The following is a 22823-nucleotide window of genomic DNA, read 5'->3' as shown; positions in this document are numbered from 1 at the left end:
CGGCGCCGGCTCAGGGCGCTGGATCGGCGCCCGGACCCGCGTAGTCCGACCCGAAGCAGGAACGGATCTCCCGCTCGGTGTCCGGACGCCCCGCGAAGTTGAGCCGGGACTCCCCCTCCTTCGGGGCGGCCTTGGGGTCGGAGCCGAAGGACACCGACCACCAGTAGACGCCGACCATCTTCCGCTCCCGGACGACCTGGCAGACCGCCTTGTACCAGGTGGCCTGCACCGCGGGATTCAGCTTGCGCTTCGTATAGAAGTCACCGGGCGCGTGGAAGGCGCCGTCCATCGCGCTGATGCCCGCCTCGGCGAGCACGATCCGCGGCAGCGGCCCCTTGGCCTTCTTGTCCAGCCAGGTGTTCCAGCCGTCGACGAGCTGCTCGACGGGTGCGTCGTCGTCGACCTTGACGGGGAAGTACGCGTCGACGCCGAGCCGACTGACGGGCACGTCGATGTGCCCTCCCACGTAGTTGTCCCAGTTGGCGTCGTAGGACACCTCGCCCTTGAACCGCTTCTCGGCCGCCGCGATCAGAGCCTTCCAGCCCGGGTTGCCCTCCATGGAGTTCAGCTCCGTACCGATGACGAACGTCGCCGCCCGCTGCCGCTGGGCCGCGTCGAGGTACGGGCCGAGCAGCGCCTCGTACGAGGCGAACCAGGCGCCCTTGTCGACGGGCTTGATGTTGCCGCGCCAGCCCTCGGGCGGCACGAGCGCCACCTCGTCCAAGGTCGGGCGTACGGTGGTGCGCAGCCCCGCTTCGCGGAAGACGCGCAGCACCTTTTCGAGGTGTTCCGGCGTCGGAGTGCCCTTGCCGGCCGCGAGCTTCGTCGAGGTGCGGCCCTCCGTGTAGAACGGGAAGGAGACCGAGACCGCGTTGGCCTTCAGCCCGACCAGGTAGGCGGCCTGCACCTGCGCCTGCCGTTCGACGTACGCGTCGCTGCGGTCCTTCTCGTCGTCCCAGAAGATCTGGACGCCCCACTCGGGCATGCCGGGCTTCCAGGGCTTGTCCACCGTGGGCACGGGCCCGACGGGCCGGACCTCCTCCGCCGCGTCCGCCCCCTTGTCGGCGGGGGCCGCGGGAGCGTCCCGACCCTTGTCGGGGGCCGTGTCGTGCAGGACCAGGACCGGCTTGACGGAGCCCGGCCTCCAGCGCAGGGGGTGGTCTCCGACCACGAACGGCAGGCCGATGACCAGGGAGATCACGGTCACCGGCAGGATCGCGAGCAGGGGGACCCTGGACCGCACGGCCTGCTTCTCGTTCTTCTCGTCGTTCTCCACGCGGGGCTCTCGGTCGCTCATGCCGGCTTGGCGATCACGACGAACTTGTTCTCTTCGCGCTTGATGAACTTGAACAGCCCGCGCAGGCCGCCGAGCCCTTCCAGCACGGAGAACAGCGGGATGAGGGCGACCACGACGACCGGCTCCCACCAGCGCCGCCTGCCGTTCGCCGAGACCAGGGCGTTGAGCCTCAGCCCCTCCCAGTACGTCCAGATGACGTAGGCGAAGTTGAGCGCCCACATGATCACGACGGTCTGCGCCACGGGCGAGGTGTTGAAGTCACCGATCAGCCAGGCCACGAAGAGCACGGTCGCGACGTGCTGGAGCGGGCCGAAGACCCAGGTGGCCACGCAGAGCAGGAGGAACCAGCGGTACCGGAAGGGCACCGTGCGGTTGAAGCAGAGCGCCACCAGTCCCCAGGCCCAGCGCTCGCGCTGCTTGACGAAGTCCCGGGTGGTGGCCGGCGAAGCTCCGTAGCAGCGGCCGTTGAACCAGTCGCTGCGGCCCGGATACATGCGGCAGAAGCTCAGCGCGAGCTGTGCGTCCTCGACGATGGCCTTCGGTCCGAAGTCCCAGCCGATCGTCGCCTCGATGGAAGCGCGGAGCAGCAGCAGTTCCCCGTGCACGCCGGCGACCGGGGTTCCGAGACCGGTGAGGGCCCGGAAGCGGGCTATGTCGTCGGCCGGACGGACCGCGTCGGCCAGCCACGTGAAGCGGTTCACGGCGTTCTCGCGCGGGTAGGCGAGGATGCCCTGCGCCATGTGCTTGCCCCCGTCGCCGGCCCGCCGCTGGCGGTTGACGAACTGGGCCACGGACGCGGCGGTGTCGGGGCCGACCCCGGTGTCGTCGTCCATGTGCAGCACCCACACGTCGTCGAGGGCCTCTCCCTCGTCGATGCGCAGCTCGTGTGCGTAGTGGTTGGCGCGGGCCTTGAACCGCGTCCCGTTCTCCGTCTCGTACGCCTTGGGCACCGTGACCACGCGGATCAGCGGGTGCATGGCGGCCAGGCCGTCGATCTGCCCGGCCGCCTCGCAGCCCTCCTCCGTGAGGACGTCGACCCGCAGGTGCGGGAAGTACGCGGGCAGGTGGTCCACGTAGCTGAGCACCGAGCGCTCCAGCGCCGGGTAGGTGTCGTGACGGCCGATGGTCGGCACGAGCACGATGAGGAAGTCCTCCTCCACCGGCGCCGGAGGGATCATCTCGTGCGCCTTGCGCAGCCGGCGGCGTATGAGCACGGCGCCCTGGAGTCCGACCAGGACGCCTACACCGGGCAGCGACCAGACGACGGACAGCGTCCATCCCAGCGGGCTCGGATTCGGCTCGAACGCCCACAGGCCGAAGCAGGCGAGGAGCAGGAAGGGCAGCAGGAAGGCCGCGACGCCGGGCTTCCAGTCGGCATGGCGCTGGACCAGTTTCGCATCGCGCCGGGAGCCGGGCGCGATCTCTTGTACGGGGGCGAGGGTCATGGGACAGGTCCTTCGAAGTTCCTACTGCTGTTGCGGCGGAGACTGCTGGGGCTGCTGCGGCTGCTGAGGCTGGGGCGGCTGGGGCCAGCCGGGCTGGGCACCGTACGGACCGGGCCCGTAACCGGGCCGGGGCTGCGGCGGCTGGGGCTGGGGCTGGGCATAGCCGGTCTGCGGCTGCTGGGGCTGGGGCTGGGCGTAGCCCGTCTGCGGTATCCGGGGCCCCGGCTGCGCCGGCGCCGGGTAGGACTGCGCGGGCCCGAAACCGTGCGCCGGCTGCGGCGGTTGTTGCTGCTGCTGCTGCTGCTGGAACTGTGCCTGGCCGGCCTGTTCCCGGGCCTGCGCGGTCCAGGGGTTCACCGGCGGCTGCCACGCTTCGTACACGGCGAAGTCCCTCAGCAGCAGCACGATGAGGCTGCTCGTCACCAGGGCGCCGACGGCGAAGGTCGCCAGCTTCAACCCGCCCTGGGCGGTCGAGTGGAAGTACTCGGCCTGCTTCGGGTCGAACAGCGCGCCGGTCAGGCTGCGCACCCGGTTGTAGCCCTCGATGGCGGCGCCGCCGATGATGACGCCCCGGCCGAGGGTGTTCCCGCGCAGGACCAGCAGGGCGCCCGCCACGTAGACGACGCCCCAGTTGAGGTTGAACGTCTCCGCGGTGCCGGAGCCGTCGCCCGTCCCGTAGTAGACGATGCCCTGGAGGAAGTCGGCTGCGCCGACCTGCCAGAAGCAGTTGTACAGGGCCCACAGGAGCAGGACCCCGGCCCATCCCATGGCCACGAAGGCGGCCACGCGGTGGGGGCGTGGCGTTGACGCGCTCAACTTCACTCCTCTTCGAATGTTCCGTCGTGCAGGGCGGGCCATTGCACGCCCGCCGGCCCCGGTTCCCGGCCGCCGGTGATCGTCTTGGGGTCGTCGTACGTCCTCCGCACGTCGGCGTCGGAATTCTTCGCGGTCAGCCCGTCCCCCCACACGGTCCACAGCACCCAGGGCGCCTGGTCGAGGGTCTGTGGCTGCGCGGCCCCGAGCGGGACGTGGAATGACTCCGCGAGGATCCGCGGTTTGCCGTAGTCCTCCAGGCCGCGGTGCCACGTCGACGTCCAGGCAGCGGCGTCGAAGGGCCGGTCCGGCGTCCCGCTGTAGTCGTCGACCCCGACGACGTCCACGTACTCCTCGCCGGGATAGAAGTCCCACGGATCGCTGCCGTGGACGCCGTCCCAGGCGGTGGGGGCCCAGACGAAGATCAGGTTGTGCAGCCCCCGGGAGCCCACCAGGTAGTGGTAGAGCAACTCCCACAGCGCCGTGTACTGCGGGGGCTTCAGCCCCGCCCACCAGAAGCTCTGTTCCCCGCCGAGCGAGTTCATCTCGTGGTACGGGCGCAGCAGCACGGGCACGCCGTACGCGGCCAGGTAGCCGAGGTGGTCCGCGAGGAAGGACAGGTCGAGCAGGAGGGCGGCGTGCTCGGGTGTACCGGGCGTGAGCACCCGGTCGATCCAGCCGGGGTCCTTCGCCGAAGGGGCGCTGCGCCGCAGCGTCTGTTCGTAGCTCTTGACGGGACTGCCGGGCCAGGGCTGGTGGAACGACATTCCGACCAGGCCGGCGGGTGCTCCCCCGTTGGCCGGCAGCACGGTCTCGGTGCCGTTCCAGAGCCGTTCGGTGCCGGTCGGGTTGTAGGAGCCGTCGTCCTTGCGGGGCAGTCCGTGCCAGACCCCCATGGCGAGGTCCACGACGTCGTTCGTGTAGGTCCAGAACTCGCGGCGGGCGGGCCAGGCGGCGCGCGAGTAGTCCCGTGGCTCTCCCACGCCCCAGCTGTCCTGCTGGTAGCCGGGGCCGAGGTCCAGTTCGAGGAAGGCCGGCAGCTTGCCGGTGATGTCCCGGGGTTTGCGGTAGTAGTAGCCGGGCGGTTTGGGACCTCCGTGGTCCCCGTACGCCGGGTTGTACCGCTCGTTGTGGACCTCGGCGTGCTGGCCCAAGAGGGTGCCGCGGCGGCGGCCGGCCCGCGCGTCCGCCTCCAGCCCGGCCAGCAGCCGGTACACGGACCGGGCGGCCCCGGAGGCTTTCGGGTCCCGCGACACCAGGTCCTTCTGGAGGCCCGCGGCGGGTGCGCGCGAGGTGCTGAAGGCGGCCATTCCAGCGAGGGCGCCGCCCGTGGCAGCGGTCGCGGCCGCGCCCAGGAGGAGATTGCGGCGCTTCAGGCCGCGGCCTAACACCGCACGACCCGGCACGTCACGACCCGACACTCCGAGACCCCCCTCGGTCGACAGCTGGCCGACAGCCTCCCCGGCCGGCCGCACGCAACCGTTGGGGCGGGTGTCACCCTACGCGTCGGCCCCCGAGCTGTGTGCTCGGGGGCCGATGGTTCACCGTTTGTACGTGTCGTTCACCGTTTGTACGTCTTACACGGCGGGCAGGGTGTCCAGTTGGGCCTGGATCCGGGTGATGTCCGCCTCTGCCTTGGCGAGCCGGCCCTTGATCTTGTCAACGACGTTGTCGGGGGCCTTGGCCAGGAAGGCCTCGTTCCCCAGCTTCGCCTCGGCCTGCTGCTTCTCCTTCTGCGCGGCCGCGAGGTCCTTGGAGAGGCGCCCGCGCTCGGCGGCCACGTCGATCGTGCCCGACAGGTCGAGCGCGACCGTGGCGCCGGCGACCGGGAGGGTCGCGGTGGCGCTGAAGGAGTCACCCTCGGGCTGGAGGCGCAGCAGCTGCCGGATGGCCGCCTCGTGCGCGCCCAGCGCGGTGGCGCCCAGCTCCAGACGGGCCGGGACCTTCTGGCCGTCCTGCAGACCCTGCTCCTTGCGGAACCGGCGGACCTCGGTGACCAGGGACTGGACGGTCGCGATCTCCGACTCGGCGGCCTCGTCGCGGAAGCCGCTGTCCTTGGGCCAGTCGGCGATGACGAGGGACTCGCCCCCGGTCAGCGTCGTCCACAGCGTCTCGGTGACGAACGGGACCACCGGGTGCAGCAGGCGCAGCATGACGTCGATGACCTCGCCCAGGACCCGGCCGGAGACCTTGGCCTGCTCGCCGCCCGCGAAGAACGTCGTCTTCGACAGCTCGACGTACCAGTCGAAGACCTCGTCCCACGCGAAGTGGTAGAGCGCCTCGCTGAGCTTCGAGAACTGGAAGTCCTCGTAGTACGCGTCGACCTGAGCGACCGTCTTGTTCAGACGGGACAGGATCCAGCGGTCGGTCGCCGAGAGCTGCTCGACCGCGGGCAGGTCGCCCTCGATCGTGGCACCGTTCATCAGCGCGAAGCGCGTGGCGTTCCAGATCTTGTTGGCGAACTTGCTGGAGGCCTGGACCCAGTCCTCGCCGATCGGGACGTCGGTGCCGGGGTTGGCGCCCTTGGCCAGGGTGAAGCGGACGGCGTCGGAGCCGTACTTGTCCATCCAGTCCAGCGGGTCGACGACGTTGCCGAAGGACTTCGACATCTTCTTGCCGCGCTCGTCGCGGACCAGGCCGGTCAGCGCGATCGTCTTGAACGGCACCTCGCCGTCCATGGCGTACAGGCCGAACATCATCATCCGGGCGACCCAGAAGAAGATGATGTCGTGGCCGGTGACCAGGACGTCGGTGGAGTAGAACTTCGCCAGGTCCGGGGTCTTCTCCGGCCAGCCGAGCGTGGAGAACGGCCACAGGCCGGAGGAGAACCAGGTGTCGAGGACGTCGGTGTCCTGGTGCCAGCCCTCGCCGGCGGGCGCCTCGTCGTCCGGGCCGACGCAGACGATCTCGCCGTCCGGGCCGTACCAGACCGGGATCCGGTGGCCCCACCACAGCTGGCGCGAGATGCACCAGTCGTTGAGGTTGTCGACCCAGTCGAAGTAGCGCTTCTCCATCTCCTTCGGGTGGATCGTGACCCGGTCGTCGCGGACCGCGTCACCGGCGGCCTTGGCGAGGGTCTCGACCTTGACCCACCACTGCAGCGACAGGCGCGGCTCGACGGTGGTGGAGCAGCGGGAGCAGTGCCCGACGGAGTGCAGGTACGGGCGCTTCTCGGCCACGATCCGGCCCTGCTCGCGCAGCGCGCCGACGACCGCGGAGCGGGCCTCGAAGCGGTCCAGGCCGAGGAAGGGGCCGTGGACGGTGATGTTGCCGTGCTCGTCCATGATCGTCATGTTGGGCAGGCCGTGGCGCTGCCCGATGGCGAAGTCGTTCGGGTCGTGCGCCGGGGTCACCTTGACGCAGCCGGTGCCGAACTCCGGGTCGACGTGCGTGTCCGCGACGACCGGGATGGAGCGGTCGGTCAGCGGCAGCTTGATGAGCTTGCCGACCAGGTGCTTGTAGCGCTCGTCGTCCGGGTGGACGGCGATGGCCGTGTCACCGAGCATCGTCTCGGCGCGCGTGGTGGCGACGACGAGGGTGTCCTCGCCCTCGCCGTACTTGATCGAGACGAGCTCGCCCGCATCCTCCTGGTACTCCACCTCGATGTCGGAGATGGCCGTGAGGCAGCGGGGGCACCAGTTGATGATGCGCTCGGCGCGGTAGATCAGCTCGTCGTCGTAGAGCTTCTTGAAGATCGTCTGGACGGCCTTGGAGAGGCCCTCGTCCATGGTGAAGCGCTCGCGCGACCAGTCGACGCCGTCGCCGAGGCGGCGCATCTGGCCGAGGATCTTGCCGCCGTACTCTTCCTTCCACTGCCAGACGCGCTCGACGAACTCCTCGCGGCCCAGGTCGTGGCGGGACTTGCCCTCCTCGGCGAGCTGCTGCTCGACCTTGTTCTGGGTGGCGATGCCGGCGTGGTCCATGCCGGGCAGCCACAGCGACTCGTAACCCTGCATCCGCTTGCGGCGGGTCAGGGCGTCCATGAGCGTGTGCTGGAAGGCGTGCCCCAGGTGCAGGGATCCGGTGACGTTCGGCGGGGGGATGACGATGGTGTACGCGGGCTTCTCGCTCGCGGCGTCCGCCGTGAAGTACCCACGCTCTACCCAGCGCTCGTAGAGCTTCCCCTCTACCTCGGCCGGAGCGTACGCGGTCGGCAGTTCGGAGTGGGGGCTGCTGGGTGTCTGCGTGTTCTCGGTCACGAGGCACAGTTTAGAGCCGTAACAGTCCAGCTATGAAACCGGTAATCCGGGGGCCCGGCGGCCTGTGCGCGATCCGCTTCCGACAGGATGTCTGAATCGCATAAGGATTCCTGAAGGGGGATGCGGGCATGAGCTACAACCAGCCGGGGCCGTACGGAGGCCAGCCGCCGCAGCAGCCGGGACCGTACGGGGGCCAGCCGCCGCAGCAGCCGGGACCGTACGGCCAGCCCGCGCCGCAGCCCGGCTACGGCTACCCGCAGCAGCCCCCGCCGCCGGGCATCCCCCCGCAGGGCTACGCCCAGCAGCCCCAGCAGCCCCAGCCGGGCTACGGCTACCCGCAGCAGCAGCCGCCGTACGGCATGCAGCCGCAGCCGCCGAAGAAGTCCAAGGCGGGCGTGGTCATCGCCGTGGTCGTCGCGGTAGCCGTGATCGCGGGCGCGGGCTGGTACTTCACGAAGGGCGGCGGCGCCTCGGGCTCGGTGTCCGCGGACACCAAGGGCTACAAGCTGGTCGCCCCGGAGACGGTGGACGACTTCAAGAAGGACCCGAACCACAAGGACAAGTCCAGCGACACGGACAAGAAGGAAGCCGAGGGGGTGGGCGTCAAGAACCCCACCCACGTGGGCATGGAATACCAGTCCGGCGACCCGAAGAACCCGCTGGCCGGCAAGCTCCTCAACTTCTCGGGCTTCTACGGCGAGATCGCGGACCCGGAGAAGTCCGTGGACGCGTACTTCGCCCTGGCCAAGCTGGAAGCCACCAAGGACGACAGCAAGCGCAGCGTCGAGCTCGTCGGGACTCCCAAGACGATGAGCCCGGCCGGTTTCAAGGGCGCCGTGATGAAGTGCCAGGAAGCCAAGTTCGTCTCGAAGGACACGACGACCAAGGGGCCCAAGGAGTTCACGCTCCCGATCTGCATCTGGGGTGACTACAGCACCCTGGGCACGGTCACGTCGATGGAGATGGCCTCCCTGCTCTCCGGCAAGTCGGGCTACACCCTGGAGCAGTCCGCCGACCTGGCGGCGAAGCTCTACAACACCGCCCGCGTCAAGAAGTAACCGCGGGCCGCACGCGAAGGGGCGCCCGGCCGGTGGCCGGGCGCCCCTTCGCGTGCGTCGTGTCGGCTACGCCGACTTCTCCTGCGGGCCCTGGTCCTTCGGGACGATGCGCGGGACCAGCGTCGGGTTCACGTTCGAGCGGACGACGTCCGCGGTGATGACCACGCGGGCCACGTCCTTGCGGGACGGCACCTCGTACATCACCGACATGAGGACCTCTTCCATGATGGCGCGCAGGCCGCGCGCGCCGGTCTGGCGCAGGATCGCCTGGTCCGCGATGGCCTCCAGCGCCTCGCGCTCGAAGTCCAGCTCGACGCCGTCGAGTTCGAAGAGGCGCTGGTACTGCTTCACCAGCGCGTTCCGCGGCTCCACCAGGATCTGCAGCAGCGCCTCGCGGTCCAGGTTGTGCACCGAGGTGATGACGGGCAGACGGCCGATGAACTCGGGGATCATCCCGAACTTCACCAGGTCCTCCGGCATGACCTCCTGGAACTGGTCGCTCGCCTCGATCTCGCGCTTCGAGCGGATCGTCGCCCCGAAGCCGATGCCCTTGGCGCCGGCCCGCGACTCGATGATCTTCTCCAGGCCCGCGAAGGCGCCGCCCACGATGAACAGCACGTTCGTCGTGTCGATCTGGATGAACTCCTGGTGCGGGTGCTTGCGGCCGCCCTGCGGCGGTACCGAAGCGGTCGTGCCTTCCAGGATCTTCAGCAGGGCCTGCTGCACGCCCTCGCCGCTCACGTCGCGCGTGATCGACGGGTTCTCGCTCTTGCGGGCGACCTTGTCGATCTCGTCGATGTAGATGATCCCGGTCTCGGCCTTCTTGACGTCGTAGTCAGCGGCCTGGATCAGCTTGAGCAGGATGTTCTCGACGTCCTCGCCGACGTACCCGGCCTCCGTCAGCGCCGTCGCGTCGGCGATGGCGAACGGGACGTTGAGCATGCGGGCGAGCGTCTGGGCCAGCAGCGTCTTGCCGGAGCCCGTGGGGCCCAGCAGCAGGATGTTGGACTTCGCGAGCTCGATCGCGTCGTCCCGGCCCGTCCCGCCGCCGTTCTCGCCGGCCTGGACGCGCTTGTAGTGGTTGTACACCGCCACCGAGAGGGCCTTCTTCGCCGGCTCCTGGCCGACGACGTAGCTCTCCAGGAACTCGTAGATCTCACGAGGCTTGGGGAGCTCCTCCCACCGGACCTCGGAGGTCTCGGCGAGCTCCTCCTCGATGATCTCGTTGCAGAGGTCGATGCACTCGTCGCAGATGTACACACCGGGTCCTGCGATGAGCTTCTTCACCTGCTTCTGGCTCTTTCCGCAGAACGAGCACTTGAGCAGGTCGCCGCCGTCACCGATGCGTGCCACGAGGTGCTTCCCCTTCGCCTGGGAGACGCCTGGTTCAGCGCTCCTGGTGCCTCATATCCGACGGTACCTTGCCGGGGGCCCCGTACGGGGCCCCCTTGACGTGGTTCACATCGCCGAATGTGACGACGTGCCCACGCCAACTGGCGGCAAGGATCAGTGGGAGTTCTTTCGGGTCGAGACGATCTGGTCGACCAGGCCGTACGCGAGCGCGTCCTCGGCCGTCAGGATCTTGTCGCGCTCGATGTCCTCGCGGATCTTCTCGATCGGCGTGGTCGAGTGCTTGGCCAGCATGGTCTCCAGCTGGTCACGCATGCGCAGGATCTCCTTGGCCGCGATCTCCAGGTCGGAGAGCTGCTCGCGGCCGGTGCCGCCCGACGGCTGGTGGATCAGCACGCGGGCGTTCGGCAGTGCCATGCGCTTGCCGGGGGTGCCGGCGGCCAGCAGGACGGCGGCGGCGGAGGCCGCCTGGCCCATGCAGACCGTCTGGATGTCCGGCTTCACGAACTGCATCGTGTCGTAGATGGCCGTCAGCGCGGTGAAGGAGCCGCCGGGGCTGTTGATGTAGATCGAGATGTCGCGGTCGGGGTCCATCGACTCCAGGCACAGCAGCTGCGCCATGACGTCGTTGGCGGAGGCGTCGTCGATCTGCACGCCGAGGAAGATCACGCGCTCCTCGAAGAGCTTCGCGTACGGGTCGTACTCGCGCACGCCCTGCGAGGTGCGCTCGACGAAGCGCGGGACGACGTAGCGGTTGTCCACCGGCATGCCGGTGTGGAGGCCGCTCGCGGGAGAGAGGTTGTTCATGTGCATCTGGGTGTTCACCATCCTGGTGGCGTTCTGCGGGCTGGGGCTTGCCGGGTGCGGGCGGGCGTACGGGGCCTCGTACGAGGTCCCGCGCGCCGGGGCCGGGATCAGGCCCCGGTGCCGCCGCCGCCCGGGACCAGCGACGCGGCGGAGATGATCTCGTCGATGAGGCCGTACCCCTTGGCCTCCTCCGCGGTGAACCAGCGGTCGCGGTCGCCGTCGCGGATGATCGCCTCCACGGTCTGGCCGGAGTGGTGGGCGGTGATCTCGGCCATGCGCTGCTTCGTGCGCAGCAGGTACTCGGCCTGGATCTTGATGTCGGAGGCGGTGCCGCCGATGCCGGCGGAACCCTGGTGCATCAGGATGTCCGTGTTCGGGAGCGCGAAGCGCTTGCCCTGGGCGCCGCCGGTGAGCAGGAACTGGCCCATGGAGGCCGCCATGCCCATGCCGATGGTGACGACGTCGTTCGGGATGTACTGCATGGTGTCGTAGACCGCCATGCCCGCCGTCACCGAGCCGCCGGGGCTGTTGATGTACAGGTAGATGTCCTTCTCCGGCTCGGCGGCCAGGAGGAGGAGCTGCGCCGTGATCTTGTTCGCGATGTCGTCGTCGACCTGCTGGCCGAGGAAGATGATGCGCTCGCCGAGCAGCCGGTTGTAGACATGGTCGCCGAGGCCGCCACCGATGGACGGCTCACCCGCGGCGTAAGGCTTCAGATTCGTCACGTATCCACCTGCTCGTCTCCGACGGCCACTTGCCGTCTCAGCGTCTCGTTCTGGGGCGCGGACCGTTGGGGCGGCGTGGCCGCCTGCGTCCGGTTACTCCCGTGCCCTCGTATTCATGGACCCTAACGCGCAGGTCGGACAACGCCATCCCGCTTCCCGAACTGTTCGCTCGGAGCGCAAGCTCCGCGGGCCCGGGGACGGTATGCGGAAAGGCCCGCACACGGCTGTGTGCGGGCCTTTCCGATGCTGCTCGGCGGGCGGTGCTCAGGGCGCCGCCCAGGGTGTTACTTGGCCTCTTCGGCGTCGCCCTCGGCGTCACCGTCGACGGCGGCCTCGACGGTCTCGACGGCCGTCTCCTCGTCCTCGTCGGACAGGTCCACGACCTCACCGTTGGTGTCGACGACCTTGGAGGCCTCGACGACGACGGCGAGCGCCTTGCCGCGGGCGACCTCGCCGACGAGCATCGGCACCTGGCCACCCTCGACGACGGCCTGGGCGAACTGGTCGGGGGACATGCCGGAGGAGGCCGCGCGGCGCATGAGGTGCTCGGTGAGCTCCTCCTGGTCGACGCCCAGCTTCTCCTTGTTGACCAGCGCGTCGAGGACGAACTGGGTCTTGATGCCCTTGACGGCCTGGTCCTTGGTCTCGGCGTCGAACTCCTCGACCGTCTTGCCCTGGAACTCCAGGTACTTCTCGATGGTCAGGCCCATCTGGCCGAGCTGGTGGTGCTCCAGGTTGTGCTTGCGGGTGTTGACCTCGTCCTCGAGCAGCTTCTCGGGGATCGGCACCTCGACGAGCTCCAGCAGCTTCTCCAGGACGCGCTCCTGGGCCTGCGTGGCCTGGTCGTACTGCTTCATGTTCTCGAGGCGCTTGCGGCTGTCCGCCTTGAGGTCCTCAAGGGTGTCGAACTCGCTCGCCATCTGCGCGAACTCGTCGTCCAGCTCCGGGAGCTCCTTGGCGGAGACCTTGGTGACCTTGACGGTGACCTCGGCGTCCTTGCCCTCGGCGGAGCCGCCCTTCAGCTGGGAGGTGAAGGTGGTCTCGCCACCGGCCTCCAGGCCCTTGACGGCCTCGTCGATGCCGTCGAGGAGCTCGCCCGAGCCGATGGTGTACGAGACGTCGGAGGCGACGCCGTCGGGCAGCACCTCGCCGTCGACCTTGGCCTCCAGGTCGATGGTGACGACGTCACCATCGGCGGCGGCGCGCTCGACGTCCTTCGTGGAGGCGAAGCGGCCGCGCAGCTGCTCGACCGACTTCTCGACGTCCTCGTCGGAAACCTCGACCGCGTCGACCTCGACCTCGATGCCGGAGTAGTCCGGGATCTCGATCTCGGGGCGGACGTCGACCTCGGCGGTGAAGGCCAGCAGCTCGCCGTCCTTCAGCTCCGTGATGTCGACCTCAGGCTGGCCCAGCGGGTTCAGGTCGGCCTCGTTGACCGCCTCGGTGTAGAACTTCGGGAGGGCGTCGTTGACGGCCTCCTCCAGCACCGCACCGCGACCGAAGCGCTGGTCGATGACCCGGGCGGGGATCTTGCCCTTGCGGAAGCCCTTCACCGTGACCTGCTGGTTGATCTTCTTGTACGCCGCGTCGAGGCTGTCCTTGAGCTCCTCGAAGGGCACCTCAACAGTGAGCCGAACCCGAGTCGGGTTCAGGGTCTCCACGGCGCTCTTCACGGTTCGGTCTCCTTGTGGCTGACTGCTTGGGGTTCTGCGTCCGCGCTGCGATTCAGCGGTTCGGCGGATTCGGCCCGGTACATCAGACACACGGGCACGCAGCTTGCATAGTAACCGCAAGCGGCAATCAGCCCACAACGCGATCTTGTGATGGCGGTGGTGGTGGTCGGGGTGGCCGGATTCGAACCGACGACCTTCCGCTCCCAAAGCGGACGCGCTACCAAGCTGCGCCACACCCCGTCGGTGCGACACGTAGGGTACATGGCCGGAGACCCTCTGATGCGCGTGGTTTTGAGCGAACGATTCCGGACGCCCCGCCACGCCCCCGCAATGGGGTGTGCGCTCCCCCGGCCCGACCCGCTAGGATGCTGTCCGTGCCGCGGTCCCCGGACCTGCGGCGCACGTGTTGCGGGCGTAGCTCAATGGTAGAGCCCTAGTCTTCCAAACTAGCTACGCGGGTTCGATTCCCGTCGCCCGCTCTGAAGCACGAAGGGCCAGGTCAGAGGATGTTTCCTCGACCTGGCCCTTGGTCATTTCCGGGGTCCGTGATCAGTCCTGCGTGCCCCTTGGCCTTGCCCGTGTTCCTTCCGCGTGCCCTTCGTGCCCTGCACGAGCTTGCTCAGCGCGTCGGCGAGAAACCGGTCCCGGTCGGCGCCGGCATCCTGATAGATCAGCGCGGCGCGGGCGGTGCTGTGGCCCATCCGCGCCATCAACCCCCGCGTACTCGCGCCGGTTGACCCGGCCAGGGTGTTGCCCGTGTGCCGCAGATCATGGAAATGCAGCCCCCTGTTCCCGGCCTTCCGGCACGCCTTGTGCCGCAGCAGGTTGAAGTGGTTCCGCCGGGTAGCCGCCCTCTTGGCCCTGATGAACACACGCCCGGCGGCCCCGCACTCGGCGAATGTCTCCAGGAGCTGCCGGGCCCCCGGAAGATCACCCCAAAAATGGAAACGGTCCGCTTCCCTGCCGCACACTTGGGCGCCTTGAGGAGCACCAGGGCCTCGCGATTCCCGACGCGTCGGTCGAGCGTGCCGGTGTTCTCGGCAGCCCTGGTCGCGCACTTCGCGACGTGCAGGGCCATGGCCTGTTCGGTGATGTCGGAGTCGTCCCGAACGTCTTGATCGGCCGGACGTAGAGCTGCGTACCCCAACCGGATGGTCCGGGCGGGCTGGTCTTCGACCGCCGGAACGCTGGCCAGCAGTTCCGTCGTGACCCAGGCAGTCGGCGGACTATCCGGCCCGTCGATCCACACGACGGCGTGGAAGTGGGAATCAAGTCAGGCCAGCTGAAACTGTAGTGCCGAAGACCAGCGCAGAAGACCGGCCGCTAGTTAGGCTCAACGGACGATCACGCTGCACAAAGCATCGGCGACCTTTGCACTCCCGGAGAGGCGGTACCACCCCCATGAGCAGCGCAGGCGGGGCGTCCCAGACACCAGACCCCCGACTCGTACGCCTGGCCGAGCGGTCCCGCAACTTCGGGTTCCTACTGCCGCACCTTCCGCTGCTCGTCGCGTACGGAACCGCAGCCGAGAGCCATGTCTTCAGCGACCCGAACACGTCACTGATCAAATTCCGCCAGTTCGGCGAAGCCATGGCCGCCGACCTGGTCAGCCGGGGACGCGTCCGCGTGGAGGGCGGCACCCAGTTCGACCGGCTGCGGGCACTGGACCGGGAGGGGTACCTCCACGGCGATGTAGGCACTGCCTTTCACGAGGTGCGCGCCCTCGGTGACGACGCGAACCACTCGGGACTCGACAGCGCCACTGACGCCTTCCGGGCCCTGCGCACTTGCTTCCGTCTCGGGGTCTGGTACCACCGCCTGCTCACCGGCTCGCGCGAGCAGCTGCCGTTCGTGCCGCCCGGTCTCGACCGAACCCCGGCCGCCGAGAACCAGCGCCTGCTTCAGGACGTTGCCCAGGCCCGCAAGGAACTCGAAGACGCCCGCCTCAGCTACCACGACCAGGCATCCCAGGCCCAGGCCGAACAGGCCGCACGAAGCGCCGTCGAGCGCGAGCTGGCTCAGGCGCAGACCGATCGCGAGGAGCTGGCCCGCGCCGTCGCGGCCATGCAGGACCAACTCAAGGAGTTCCAAGCCGCCGCCGAGGTCACGCGGATCGACCGCAGCCGCGCCGACCGCACCGACCGGGCCGCCGCGTCGGCCGCCGTCGCCGAGCGCGCCCGTCTCCTCGACAACGCGGAGCAGGCCTCGCGCGAACCCCTCACCGAGGTGCAGGTCCGCGAGCGGCTGGACGCGATGCTCAGGGCGGCCGGATGGGACGTCCAGAACGGCGGCGCGAACCTCAATCTCCACGTCCTGGGCGACCGGCGGGGCAACGGCGTCGCCGTTCGCGAGGTCACCACGGCCAAGGGCCGAGCCGACTACGCCCTCTACGTCGACCGTAAACTGGTCGGCGTCATCGAGGCCAAGCGCGAGGGCGCCGACCTGTCCGCCGCGGAGACACAGGCCGACCGTTACGCCGACCATCTCACCGACGCCCAGCAGCGCCTCAACGCCTGGCGCGCCCCGCTTCCCTTCCGGTACGTGAGCGACGGCGGCGAGACCCGCTACCGGTCCATCCTCGACCCGGACTCCCGTACCCGCCGCATCTTCTCCTTCCACCAGCCGCGCACCCTCGCCCGCTGGGTCCGGCAGGCCGAGGAGGACGAGCAGGCCCCCAGCTACCGGGCCCGGCTGCGGTGGCGCATGCCCGACCTCGACGAACGCCCGCTACGCCCGGCGCAGATCAAGGCGGTGCGCGGCATGGAGGACTCGGTGGCGCTCGGCAAGGGCCAGCACGGGATGGGGCAGTCCCGTTCCCTCGTCCAGATGGCCACCGGCGCCGGCAAGACGTTCACGGCCGTGACGTTCTCCTACCGGATGCTCAAGTACGCCCGCGCCGAGCGCGTACTGTTCCTCGTCGACCGCAACAACCTCGGTGTCCAGGCCTTCGCCGAGTTCGAAAACTTCAAGACTCCCGACACCGACCGCAAGTTCGCCGACCTCTACAACGTCCAGCGCCTCGGCGCAGAGGGCATGTTCGCCTCCTCCAAGGTCGTCATCTCCACCGTCCAGCGCCTCTACATGGAGCTGACCGGCGCGAGCCTGCCGGGCAGAGACCGCGGCGACGGCGAGATCGACTACGACGTCGACGTGCCGGGCGGCATCCAGGTCGGCTACAACGCCGGCATCCCTCCGGAAGCTTTCGACCTGGTCATCGTCGATGAGTGCCACCGCTCCATCTACGGCAAATGGCGCTCCGTCCTCGAATACTTCGACGCCCCCATCGTCGGCCTCACCGCGACCCCCGTCGCCCAGACCTTCGGCTACTTCAATGGCAACCTGGTCAGCGAGTATTCCTACCAGGAGGCGGTGGCCGACCGCGTCAACGTCGACTTCTCCGTCTACGAGATCGAGACGCGGATAACGGCCAAGGGCGGTGTCATCGCACACGGCACCATCCCGGTCCGCGACCGCCGCACCCGCCGTCAGCGCTATGAGGACATCGACGAGGACATCGAGTACGGCGCCAACCAGGTCGGTGTCGGAGTCATCAGCAAGGACCAGCTGCGTACGGTCGTCCAGACGTTCCACGACCGACTGTTCACGGAAGTCTTTCCCGAGCGGGCCAAACACGACCCGGTCACGGGCGCGCTGCGGTGGGACGAGATGTACGTGCCCAAGACGCTGGTCTTCGCCAAGAACGACAACCACGCGGAGGAGATCGTCGAGGTCGTCCGTGACGTCTTCGGCAAGGGCAATGACTTCTGCGCGAAGATCACCAGCGCCGCCCGCAACGCCTCCGAGCGCCTCGCGGCCTTCCGCAACCTCCCGGAGCTGCGCATCGCGGTCACCGTCGACATGATCGCCACGGGCACGGACGTCAAGCCGCTGGAATGCCTGCTGTTCCTCAGGGACGTCAAGAGTTGGGCGTACTTCGAGCAGATGAAGGGCCGCGGCGCCCGGACCCTCTCCCTCACCGACTTCGAGAAGGTCACCCCCGGCGTCGGCCCCAAGACGCGCTTCGTGATCGTCGACGCGGTCGGCGTGACGAAGAAGCCGAAGGTCGACGCAGCACCACTGGAACGCCACACCGAGAAGCAGATCAGCCTGGAGAAGCTGCTCCGCAAGACCGCCGCGAACACCATCGAGGAGGAAGAGGTCTCCACCCTCGCCGCCCGCCTCGCCAAGCTCGACCTCCAGATGACGGCCGAGGAGCGCACCGAGATCCAGCGGCTCAGCGGCGGACTGGAACTGAAGAAGATCGTTCACGGGATGGTCGAAGCCGTCTCGGCTGACCGGCAGCTGGAAGTCCGAGAGGCCGCCGAACGCGCCGGCCGCGATCCCGAGCGCGCGGTGCGCGACCTCATCGAGCAGTCCGTCCGCCCTCTTGCCGCGACACCGCCGCTGCGCGCCCGCCTGCTGGAGATGCGGCGCGCGAAGGACATCCTCTACGACGAGAACGGCACCGACGAGCTGCTTCGCGCGGGGGCCGTCGCCGACGACGAAGAGGCGGCGACGGAGACGGTCTGCGGGTGGCGCCGGTACATCGCGGAGAACCGTGACGAGATCGCGGCGATATCCGTCGCGTTCAGCGCTGGCTCCGGCGTGCCGCCCGGCGTCGCCATGGAGCGGCTCAAGGACGTGGCCCGCAGCATCGCCCGCCCGCCGCGCGCGTGGACTCCGGACAGACTGTGGAAGGCGTACGAGAAGGTCGGCGAGGCGGTGGCAGACGGAGCCCAGCGCAAGCACACGGCCTCCGATCTACTCGCCCTACTCCGCTACGAACTCGAGGGCGGCGCCGCAGAGGGCGCCCCGGCACCCCGCCCGCATGAGGAGCTCGTGCGCGAGCGCTATCAGGCCTGGATCACCCGCCAGGAACAGACGGGCGCGCGTTTCACCGAACGGCAGCGCTGGTGGCTCGACCGCATCGCCGCGGCAACAGCCGAGCGTGTACGCTTCGACACCGCCGACCTGGATTACGCCCCTTTCACCTCGCGCAACGGCACGGACGGATTCCTCGCGGAATTCGGGGGAGCACGGGCGGAACGCATCATCAATGAGCTGGACAGGGAGCTGAGCGCGTGACGACCGACTCGGGTGTGGAGCCGGGGGGTTCGGGCTCCGGGGGCGATGTCGCGGACGCAGAGGGGCTGCCTGCGGGGTGGGTTCGGGTGACCATCGGGGAGTTGTGCGATGTGAATCCCCGGGGGTTTGACGAGGAACCCGGAGATGACGAACTCATCTCACAGGTTCCTATGGCTTCCGTCGAAGCGGAAACGGGACGCATTGATGCGTCGACTCAGGTTCGATATGGCGATTTCAAGAAGAAGTCGCTGACCAGTTTCCAGGAAGACGACGTACTCTTCGCGAAGATCACGCCCTGCATGGAGAACGGGAAGATCGCAAAGGCGCGAGGGCTGGCGGGCGGCCGAGCTCTGGGAAGTACCGAGTTCCATGTGCTGCGAAGCCGAGGAGCTGTTCTCCCTGAATACCTGATGCACTTCTTGTTGCAACGGCATGTTCGTCGTGCGGCGGAACATCACATGACCGGCGCTGTAGGCCAACGCCGTGTGCCACGCCCCTATCTGGCTGAGCTGGAAATCCCGGTACCGCCCCTCGCCGAGCAGCACCGCATCATTGCCAAGCTGGACGAGCAGTTGGCGAACATCGAGACCGGAGAAGTTTCTCTAGCGGATGCTAGCTCGCGAGTTGTCGACTTCGTTACATCCTTGCTTGCCAAGGCTACTGATTCGAGTGCAGAGGCATCGAATTGGGAGACTAAAACCATCGCTGAGATGGCCACCGTTTCTTCTGGCGCTACCCCGCTCAAGGGCAGGTCAGACTACTACGACGGCGGGACAGTGCCATGGATCACCAGCTCCCTCCTTAACGCCCCATTTGTAGATCGAGCCGAGAAGTTCATTACCGACAGGGCTGTGACGGAGACGGCCGTCAAGGAATACCCGCCAGGCACACTCTTGCTTGCCATGTACGGCGAGGGTAGGACCAGAGGGAAGTGCTCTGAGCTTCGAATTCGCGCAACCACTAATCAGGCATGCGCGGGTATCCAACTTGCAGCAGATTACCAGTGCCGTAAGGACTGGGTGAAGCTCGTCTTGGAATCCCGATACGAAGAAAATAGAGCCTTGGCTTCTGGTGGCGTCCAACCGAACTTGAGCCTCGGCCTTATCAAAAAGATTCAGATTCCCCTCCCGCCGCTTACGCGTCAAAAAGAGATCCTGGAGCAGGTGGCGCAGCGTCGCACCGATGCGGGCAAGATGTCCGATGTGATTGAGTCTGTGAAAATACAGGCCACAGAATTGCGCAATGCCCTCCTCCATGCTGCATTCACGGGTGCCCTGATTTCTCAAGACCCCGTGGACGAGCCCGCCTCCGTCCTCCTCGACCGGATCCGCGCCGAGCAGACTGCTGCTGTCAAGCAGACGAAGCGCAAGCGCGTATCCCGTACGACCTCCCCGGCCGCCCCCCAGACCTCCGGCCGCCCGGTCCCGTCCGGCAGCCAAGAAGCACTTCCCCTGTGAGTACCGTCATGAGCAGCAGCACCGACACGTCGGCTCCCGAGGATCCCACCGAGGCGGCCTCTTCAACACCCGGCACCTTTCCCGCCCCCCCCGCGGCGGAACCGAGGACCAAGGCCGCCCCCGCAGCCCCGGCCTCCACCTCTACCCTCGTCAACCGTCTCTGGTCGTACTGCGAACTGCTGCGCCACTCCGGCGTCTCCACGCTCGACTACGTCGAGCAGCTCACTTACCTCCTCTTCCTGAAGATGGCCGACGAGCGCGCCAACCGCCCGGCGGCCTTCCGGCGCAACGCCCCCGAGAAGCCTCTCGTTCCCGAGGGCAGGGACTGGAAGAGCCTGACCACCCGGTCAGCCGAGGCGCTGCTAGACCACTACGAGTTCATCCTCAAGGACCTCGGCCAGCGCGGCGGTACCATGCTCGGCGAGGTCTTCATCAAGGCACAGAACAAGATCCACGAGCCAGCCGTCCTCGACCGCCTGATCAAGGACTTGATCGACCCCTACACCTGGACTACCGAGAACCAGGACCTCAAGGGCGACGCTTACGAAGGCCTTCTCCAGCGCGGTGCCGAGGACCGTAAGACCGGCGCGGGCCAGTACTTCACGCCCCGCCCGCTCATCGACGCCATGGTCGACTGTGTCCAGCCGAGGCCCGGTGAGACCATCACCGACCCGGCCTGCGGCACCGGAGGCTTCTTGATCGCAGCGCACGCCCACCTCGTCCAGAAGTACGAGGACGAGCTGTACGGTGACAAGGGCCGCGCCCTACAGAACGGCGCGATCACCGGCCACGAACTCGTCCGCGAGACCGGCCGCCTCGCCCTGATGAACATGCTGCTGCACGGCATCGGAAGCTCCGAGGCCAAGCCGCTCATCACCATCCAGGACTCCCTGGCCCGCCCCCCAAAGCGGCACTACGACATCGTCCTCGCCAACCCGCCCTTCGGCGTCGGTTCGGTGACCGGCGAGTCCTACACCTCCCGCACCGACTTCTGGGCACCGACGACGAATAAGCAGCTCAACTTCGTCCAACACATCTACAACCTGCTGAAGACCAACGGTCGAGCCGCCCTCGTTCTCCCCGACAACGTCCTCTTCGAAAGCGGTGCCGGCGAGACCATCCGCCGGAACCTCCTCAACCTCTGCGACGTCCACACCCTGCTGCGCCTGCCCACCGGCATCTTCTACGCCAACGGCGTCAAGGCAAACGTTCTGTTCCTCGACAAGACCGGCCAACGCACCGGAGGCCGCCCCGGCACGCGCCAGCTCTGGGTCTACGACTTCCGTACGGACCAGCGCTTCACGCTCAAGCGGCAACAACTGGGGCGCCAGCACCTCGACGACTTCGTCGCCGCGTACCACTCCGGCGGCACGGATCTCAGCAAGCGCACCCCGAGTGACCGTTTCCGCGCGTACGACTACGACGAGCTGATCGCCCGGGACAAGGTCAACCTCGACCTCACGGTGCTCAAGTCCGATGGCGCGGTGACCACGGAGTACGCGTCACCGGACGTAATCGCCCAGGAGATCGTCGACGAACTCGAAGTAGCGCTGGCCCAGTTCACGGCCGTAGCCCGCGCACTGAAGAAGGACGTGCTGCCCTCGTCCGACAAGGACTAGAGCCGGCAAACGGGCCGGCGGTTCACTGAGTGAACCGCCCACCCGCCTGCGGTTCGCCTGTCTCTGTGCTCAGAGCTCGCCCTCGACCATCTCCGCACCACCCGCACCCCCATCACCAAGTAACTCGATGGCGCTGGGGTAGGCGAAGTCCGCGGACAATCGGCCCAGTTGGTGATGCCCGACCTGTGTGGGAACTCGGTCCGCGTGTCGTGACTTCGTTCCGCTCATCGCCATCTGCTCACCTACCGGAACGGGCTGCCGCTGTCGCCTGGTATCTCCGGTGCGAACATGCATGACCGTCAAGGTCTTGAACCGCTCGTGCGGGGCATCCCGCCGATCCGCTCACGCCGCAGCCCTTATCTGCCACCGCAGACTCGTTCGCGCGGACGAGTAGGAGCAGTCAGCGTGAGGCCCCGACACTGGCGACCCAGACACCGAACGGCACGATCTCCGGCTCGGTCCCGGTCTTCACCGAGGCGCTCTGCACGTCGTCCAGATCCGACCAGGCTATGGGGTTTGACTGGCAGTCGGCCAGAAAGCTCTCGACGACCGGACCGAGGTCGTCGGAAGCCACATAGGCGCCGCTGAACGGCAGCGCATCCGGGGGCACAGAACCGGTTGAGCACCGAAGCTGCCCGCCCTGTTCGTCGTGCCACACGTAGAACGTCGCCACGCCGGGAAAGCCCGGGTCGCGAATGCGTTCCCGGATGGCGGCAGCAGTCCGCTCGAAGGCGGCCACCACTGCGGCGACGGACAACGACCTCCTGTCCTCGTCCGCCGTACTCAGCGACCAGGTGTTGGTCTCCCACTCCACCCGCCGGTCAGCCGGCTCCAGGACCAGAGGCTCGGCCGCCACCTCAGCAATCCACGTCAACAGCACCACAGCAGAATCCTGCACAGCTCGGCCCGCGAGGCACCAAAAGAAACGACGTCTAAGTCACGACCCGGGGACCGGTGAGGACGCGGGGCGGGGCGTCCGGGTCAGGGCTGCACGACCCCTAGCGCCGGATGCTGCCCGTGCGGGGCGGCGTACGGCTCGGCGGCCCCTGGGCGGAGTCGGGGGAAATGCCGTTGGTCAGTCTGCTCGCACCAGGATGACGGGGCACGGACACGCCGGTCGGCAAGCAGGTGCGCTGTCGATTTCCAGCTCTGTAGGAGCGAAGGGTCTGGCAGGCCGAAAAAAGTACTGCTCGGGGCCCTGGACGCCGTCCTTGCGCCTACCCTGGAGGGGAGTTGATCGCCTACGGCCCGATCGGCCGGTTCCGATGTGTTCTCGGAGTGCTTCGTCACCGGGT

At 68.0% G+C, this 22823-nt stretch carries 15 protein-coding genes and 2 tRNA genes; 5 read left to right on the top strand and 12 right to left on the bottom strand.

Features of this window, described 5'->3' with window-relative positions; genetic code table 11:
• Nucleotides 1-10: 10 nt before the first annotated feature.
• The 5 genes from ACFYXV_RS14055 to ACFYXV_RS14035 form a co-directional block, all read right to left on the bottom strand.
• Entirely contained in the window at nt 11-1297 is a 1287-nt protein-coding gene (locus tag ACFYXV_RS14055) for a glycoside hydrolase family 113 (RefSeq protein WP_389382994.1), read from the bottom strand.
• Nucleotides 1294-2742, bottom strand: coding sequence for a glycosyltransferase family 2 protein (locus ACFYXV_RS14050; protein ID WP_389382993.1), 1449 nt, complete (start codon nt 2740-2742; stop codon nt 1294-1296). Before ACFYXV_RS14050 ends, ACFYXV_RS14055 begins: the two co-directional genes overlap by 4 nt.
• Nucleotides 2743-2763: 21 nt before the next feature.
• Nucleotides 2764-3558: a hypothetical protein gene (locus ACFYXV_RS14045; RefSeq protein WP_389382992.1), complete on the bottom strand. Its 795-nt coding sequence runs from the start codon at nt 3556-3558 to the stop codon at nt 2764-2766.
• A gap of 2 nt (nt 3559-3560) precedes the next feature.
• A complete protein-coding gene (locus ACFYXV_RS14040) occupies nt 3561-4946 on the bottom strand; it encodes a glycoside hydrolase family 26 protein (protein ID WP_389382991.1) in 1386 nt (461 codons plus the stop codon).
• A 186-nt stretch (nt 4947-5132) separates the two neighbouring features.
• The gene (locus ACFYXV_RS14035) at nt 5133-7754 is read right to left on the bottom strand and encodes a valine--tRNA ligase (RefSeq protein ID WP_389382990.1); all 2622 of its coding nucleotides are present in this window, start codon (nt 7752-7754) and stop codon (nt 5133-5135) included.
• Between the two features lie 128 nt (nt 7755-7882).
• On the opposite strand from ACFYXV_RS14035, the gene ACFYXV_RS14030 reads away from it, so the two are divergent.
• Nucleotides 7883-8812: a hypothetical protein gene (locus ACFYXV_RS14030; protein ID WP_389382989.1), complete on the top strand. Its 930-nt coding sequence runs from the start codon at nt 7883-7885 to the stop codon at nt 8810-8812.
• Between the two features lie 66 nt (nt 8813-8878).
• On the opposite strand, the gene clpX is transcribed toward ACFYXV_RS14030, so the two are convergent.
• The 5 genes from clpX to ACFYXV_RS14005 form a co-directional block, all read right to left on the bottom strand.
• Nucleotides 8879-10165, bottom strand: a complete 1287-nt coding sequence (gene clpX / locus ACFYXV_RS14025) for an ATP-dependent Clp protease ATP-binding subunit ClpX (protein ID WP_385474247.1) — start codon at nt 10163-10165, stop codon at nt 8879-8881.
• A 153-nt stretch (nt 10166-10318) separates the two neighbouring features.
• A complete protein-coding gene (locus tag ACFYXV_RS14020) occupies nt 10319-10990 on the bottom strand; it encodes an ATP-dependent Clp protease proteolytic subunit (protein WP_389382988.1) in 672 nt (223 codons plus the stop codon).
• 86 nt (nt 10991-11076) lie between these two features.
• Nucleotides 11077-11694: an ATP-dependent Clp protease proteolytic subunit gene (locus tag ACFYXV_RS14015; RefSeq protein WP_362628393.1), complete on the bottom strand. Its 618-nt coding sequence runs from the start codon at nt 11692-11694 to the stop codon at nt 11077-11079.
• A 284-nt stretch (nt 11695-11978) separates the two neighbouring features.
• Nucleotides 11979-13367: a trigger factor gene (gene tig, locus ACFYXV_RS14010; protein WP_385474251.1), complete on the bottom strand. Its 1389-nt coding sequence runs from the start codon at nt 13365-13367 to the stop codon at nt 11979-11981.
• Nucleotides 13368-13530: 163 nt separating this feature from the next.
• A tRNA-Pro gene (locus tag ACFYXV_RS14005) sits at nt 13531-13607 on the bottom strand.
• A 168-nt stretch (nt 13608-13775) separates the two neighbouring features.
• Here ACFYXV_RS14005 and ACFYXV_RS14000 point away from each other — a divergent pair.
• Nucleotides 13776-13846: transfer RNA gene (locus ACFYXV_RS14000), tRNA-Gly, on the top strand.
• Nucleotides 13847-13897: 51 nt separating this feature from the next.
• On the opposite strand, the gene ACFYXV_RS13995 is transcribed toward ACFYXV_RS14000, so the two are convergent.
• The gene (locus tag ACFYXV_RS13995) at nt 13898-14239 is read right to left on the bottom strand and encodes a hypothetical protein (RefSeq protein WP_389382987.1); all 342 of its coding nucleotides are present in this window, start codon (nt 14237-14239) and stop codon (nt 13898-13900) included.
• Between the two features lie 529 nt (nt 14240-14768).
• On the opposite strand from ACFYXV_RS13995, the gene ACFYXV_RS13990 reads away from it, so the two are divergent.
• From ACFYXV_RS13990 to ACFYXV_RS13980, 3 genes are read left to right on the top strand one after another with little or no spacing between them, the layout of a single operon-like run.
• Nucleotides 14769-18452, top strand: coding sequence for a DEAD/DEAH box helicase family protein (locus ACFYXV_RS13990; protein WP_389382986.1), 3684 nt, complete (start codon nt 14769-14771; stop codon nt 18450-18452).
• A complete protein-coding gene (locus ACFYXV_RS13985; protein ID WP_389382985.1) occupies nt 18449-19909 on the top strand; it encodes a restriction endonuclease subunit S in 1461 nt (486 codons plus the stop codon). Before ACFYXV_RS13990 ends, ACFYXV_RS13985 begins: the two co-directional genes overlap by 4 nt.
• Nucleotides 19910-19917: 8 nt before the next feature.
• On the top strand, nt 19918-21528 hold the full coding sequence (locus ACFYXV_RS13980) for an N-6 DNA methylase (RefSeq protein ID WP_389382984.1): 1611 nt from the start codon (nt 19918-19920) through the stop codon (nt 21526-21528).
• 400 nt (nt 21529-21928) lie between these two features.
• On the opposite strand, the gene ACFYXV_RS13975 is transcribed toward ACFYXV_RS13980, so the two are convergent.
• Nucleotides 21929-22411, bottom strand: a complete 483-nt coding sequence (locus tag ACFYXV_RS13975; protein ID WP_389382983.1) for a hypothetical protein — start codon at nt 22409-22411, stop codon at nt 21929-21931.
• Nucleotides 22412-22823: the final 412 nt, after the last annotated feature.

This window comes from Streptomyces sp. NPDC002181, assembly GCF_042890485.1.
Taxonomy (GTDB): domain Bacteria; phylum Actinomycetota; class Actinomycetes; order Streptomycetales; family Streptomycetaceae; genus Streptomyces.
This window is presented reverse-complemented; position numbering and strand designations above follow the sequence as displayed.

What these genes read in the sequence shown, in the direction of transcription:
- ACFYXV_RS13990 (WP_389382986.1), top strand. Translation starts at nt 14,769, where the DNA reads ATGAGCAGCGCAGGCGGGGCGTCCCAGACACCAGACCCCCGACTCGTA.
- ACFYXV_RS13980 (WP_389382984.1), top strand. Translation starts at nt 19,918, where the DNA reads ATGAGCAGCAGCACCGACACGTCGGCTCCCGAGGATCCCACCGAGGCG.
- ACFYXV_RS14055 (WP_389382994.1), bottom strand. Translation starts at nt 1,297, where the DNA reads ATGAGCGACCGAGAGCCCCGCGTGGAGAACGACGAGAAGAACGAGAAG.
- ACFYXV_RS14050 (WP_389382993.1), bottom strand. Translation starts at nt 2,742, where the DNA reads ATGACCCTCGCCCCCGTACAAGAGATCGCGCCCGGCTCCCGGCGCGAT.
- ACFYXV_RS14020 (WP_389382988.1), bottom strand. Translation starts at nt 10,990, where the DNA reads ATGGTGAACACCCAGATGCACATGAACAACCTCTCTCCCGCGAGCGGC.
- ACFYXV_RS14030 (WP_389382989.1), top strand. Translation starts at nt 7,883, where the DNA reads ATGAGCTACAACCAGCCGGGGCCGTACGGAGGCCAGCCGCCGCAGCAG.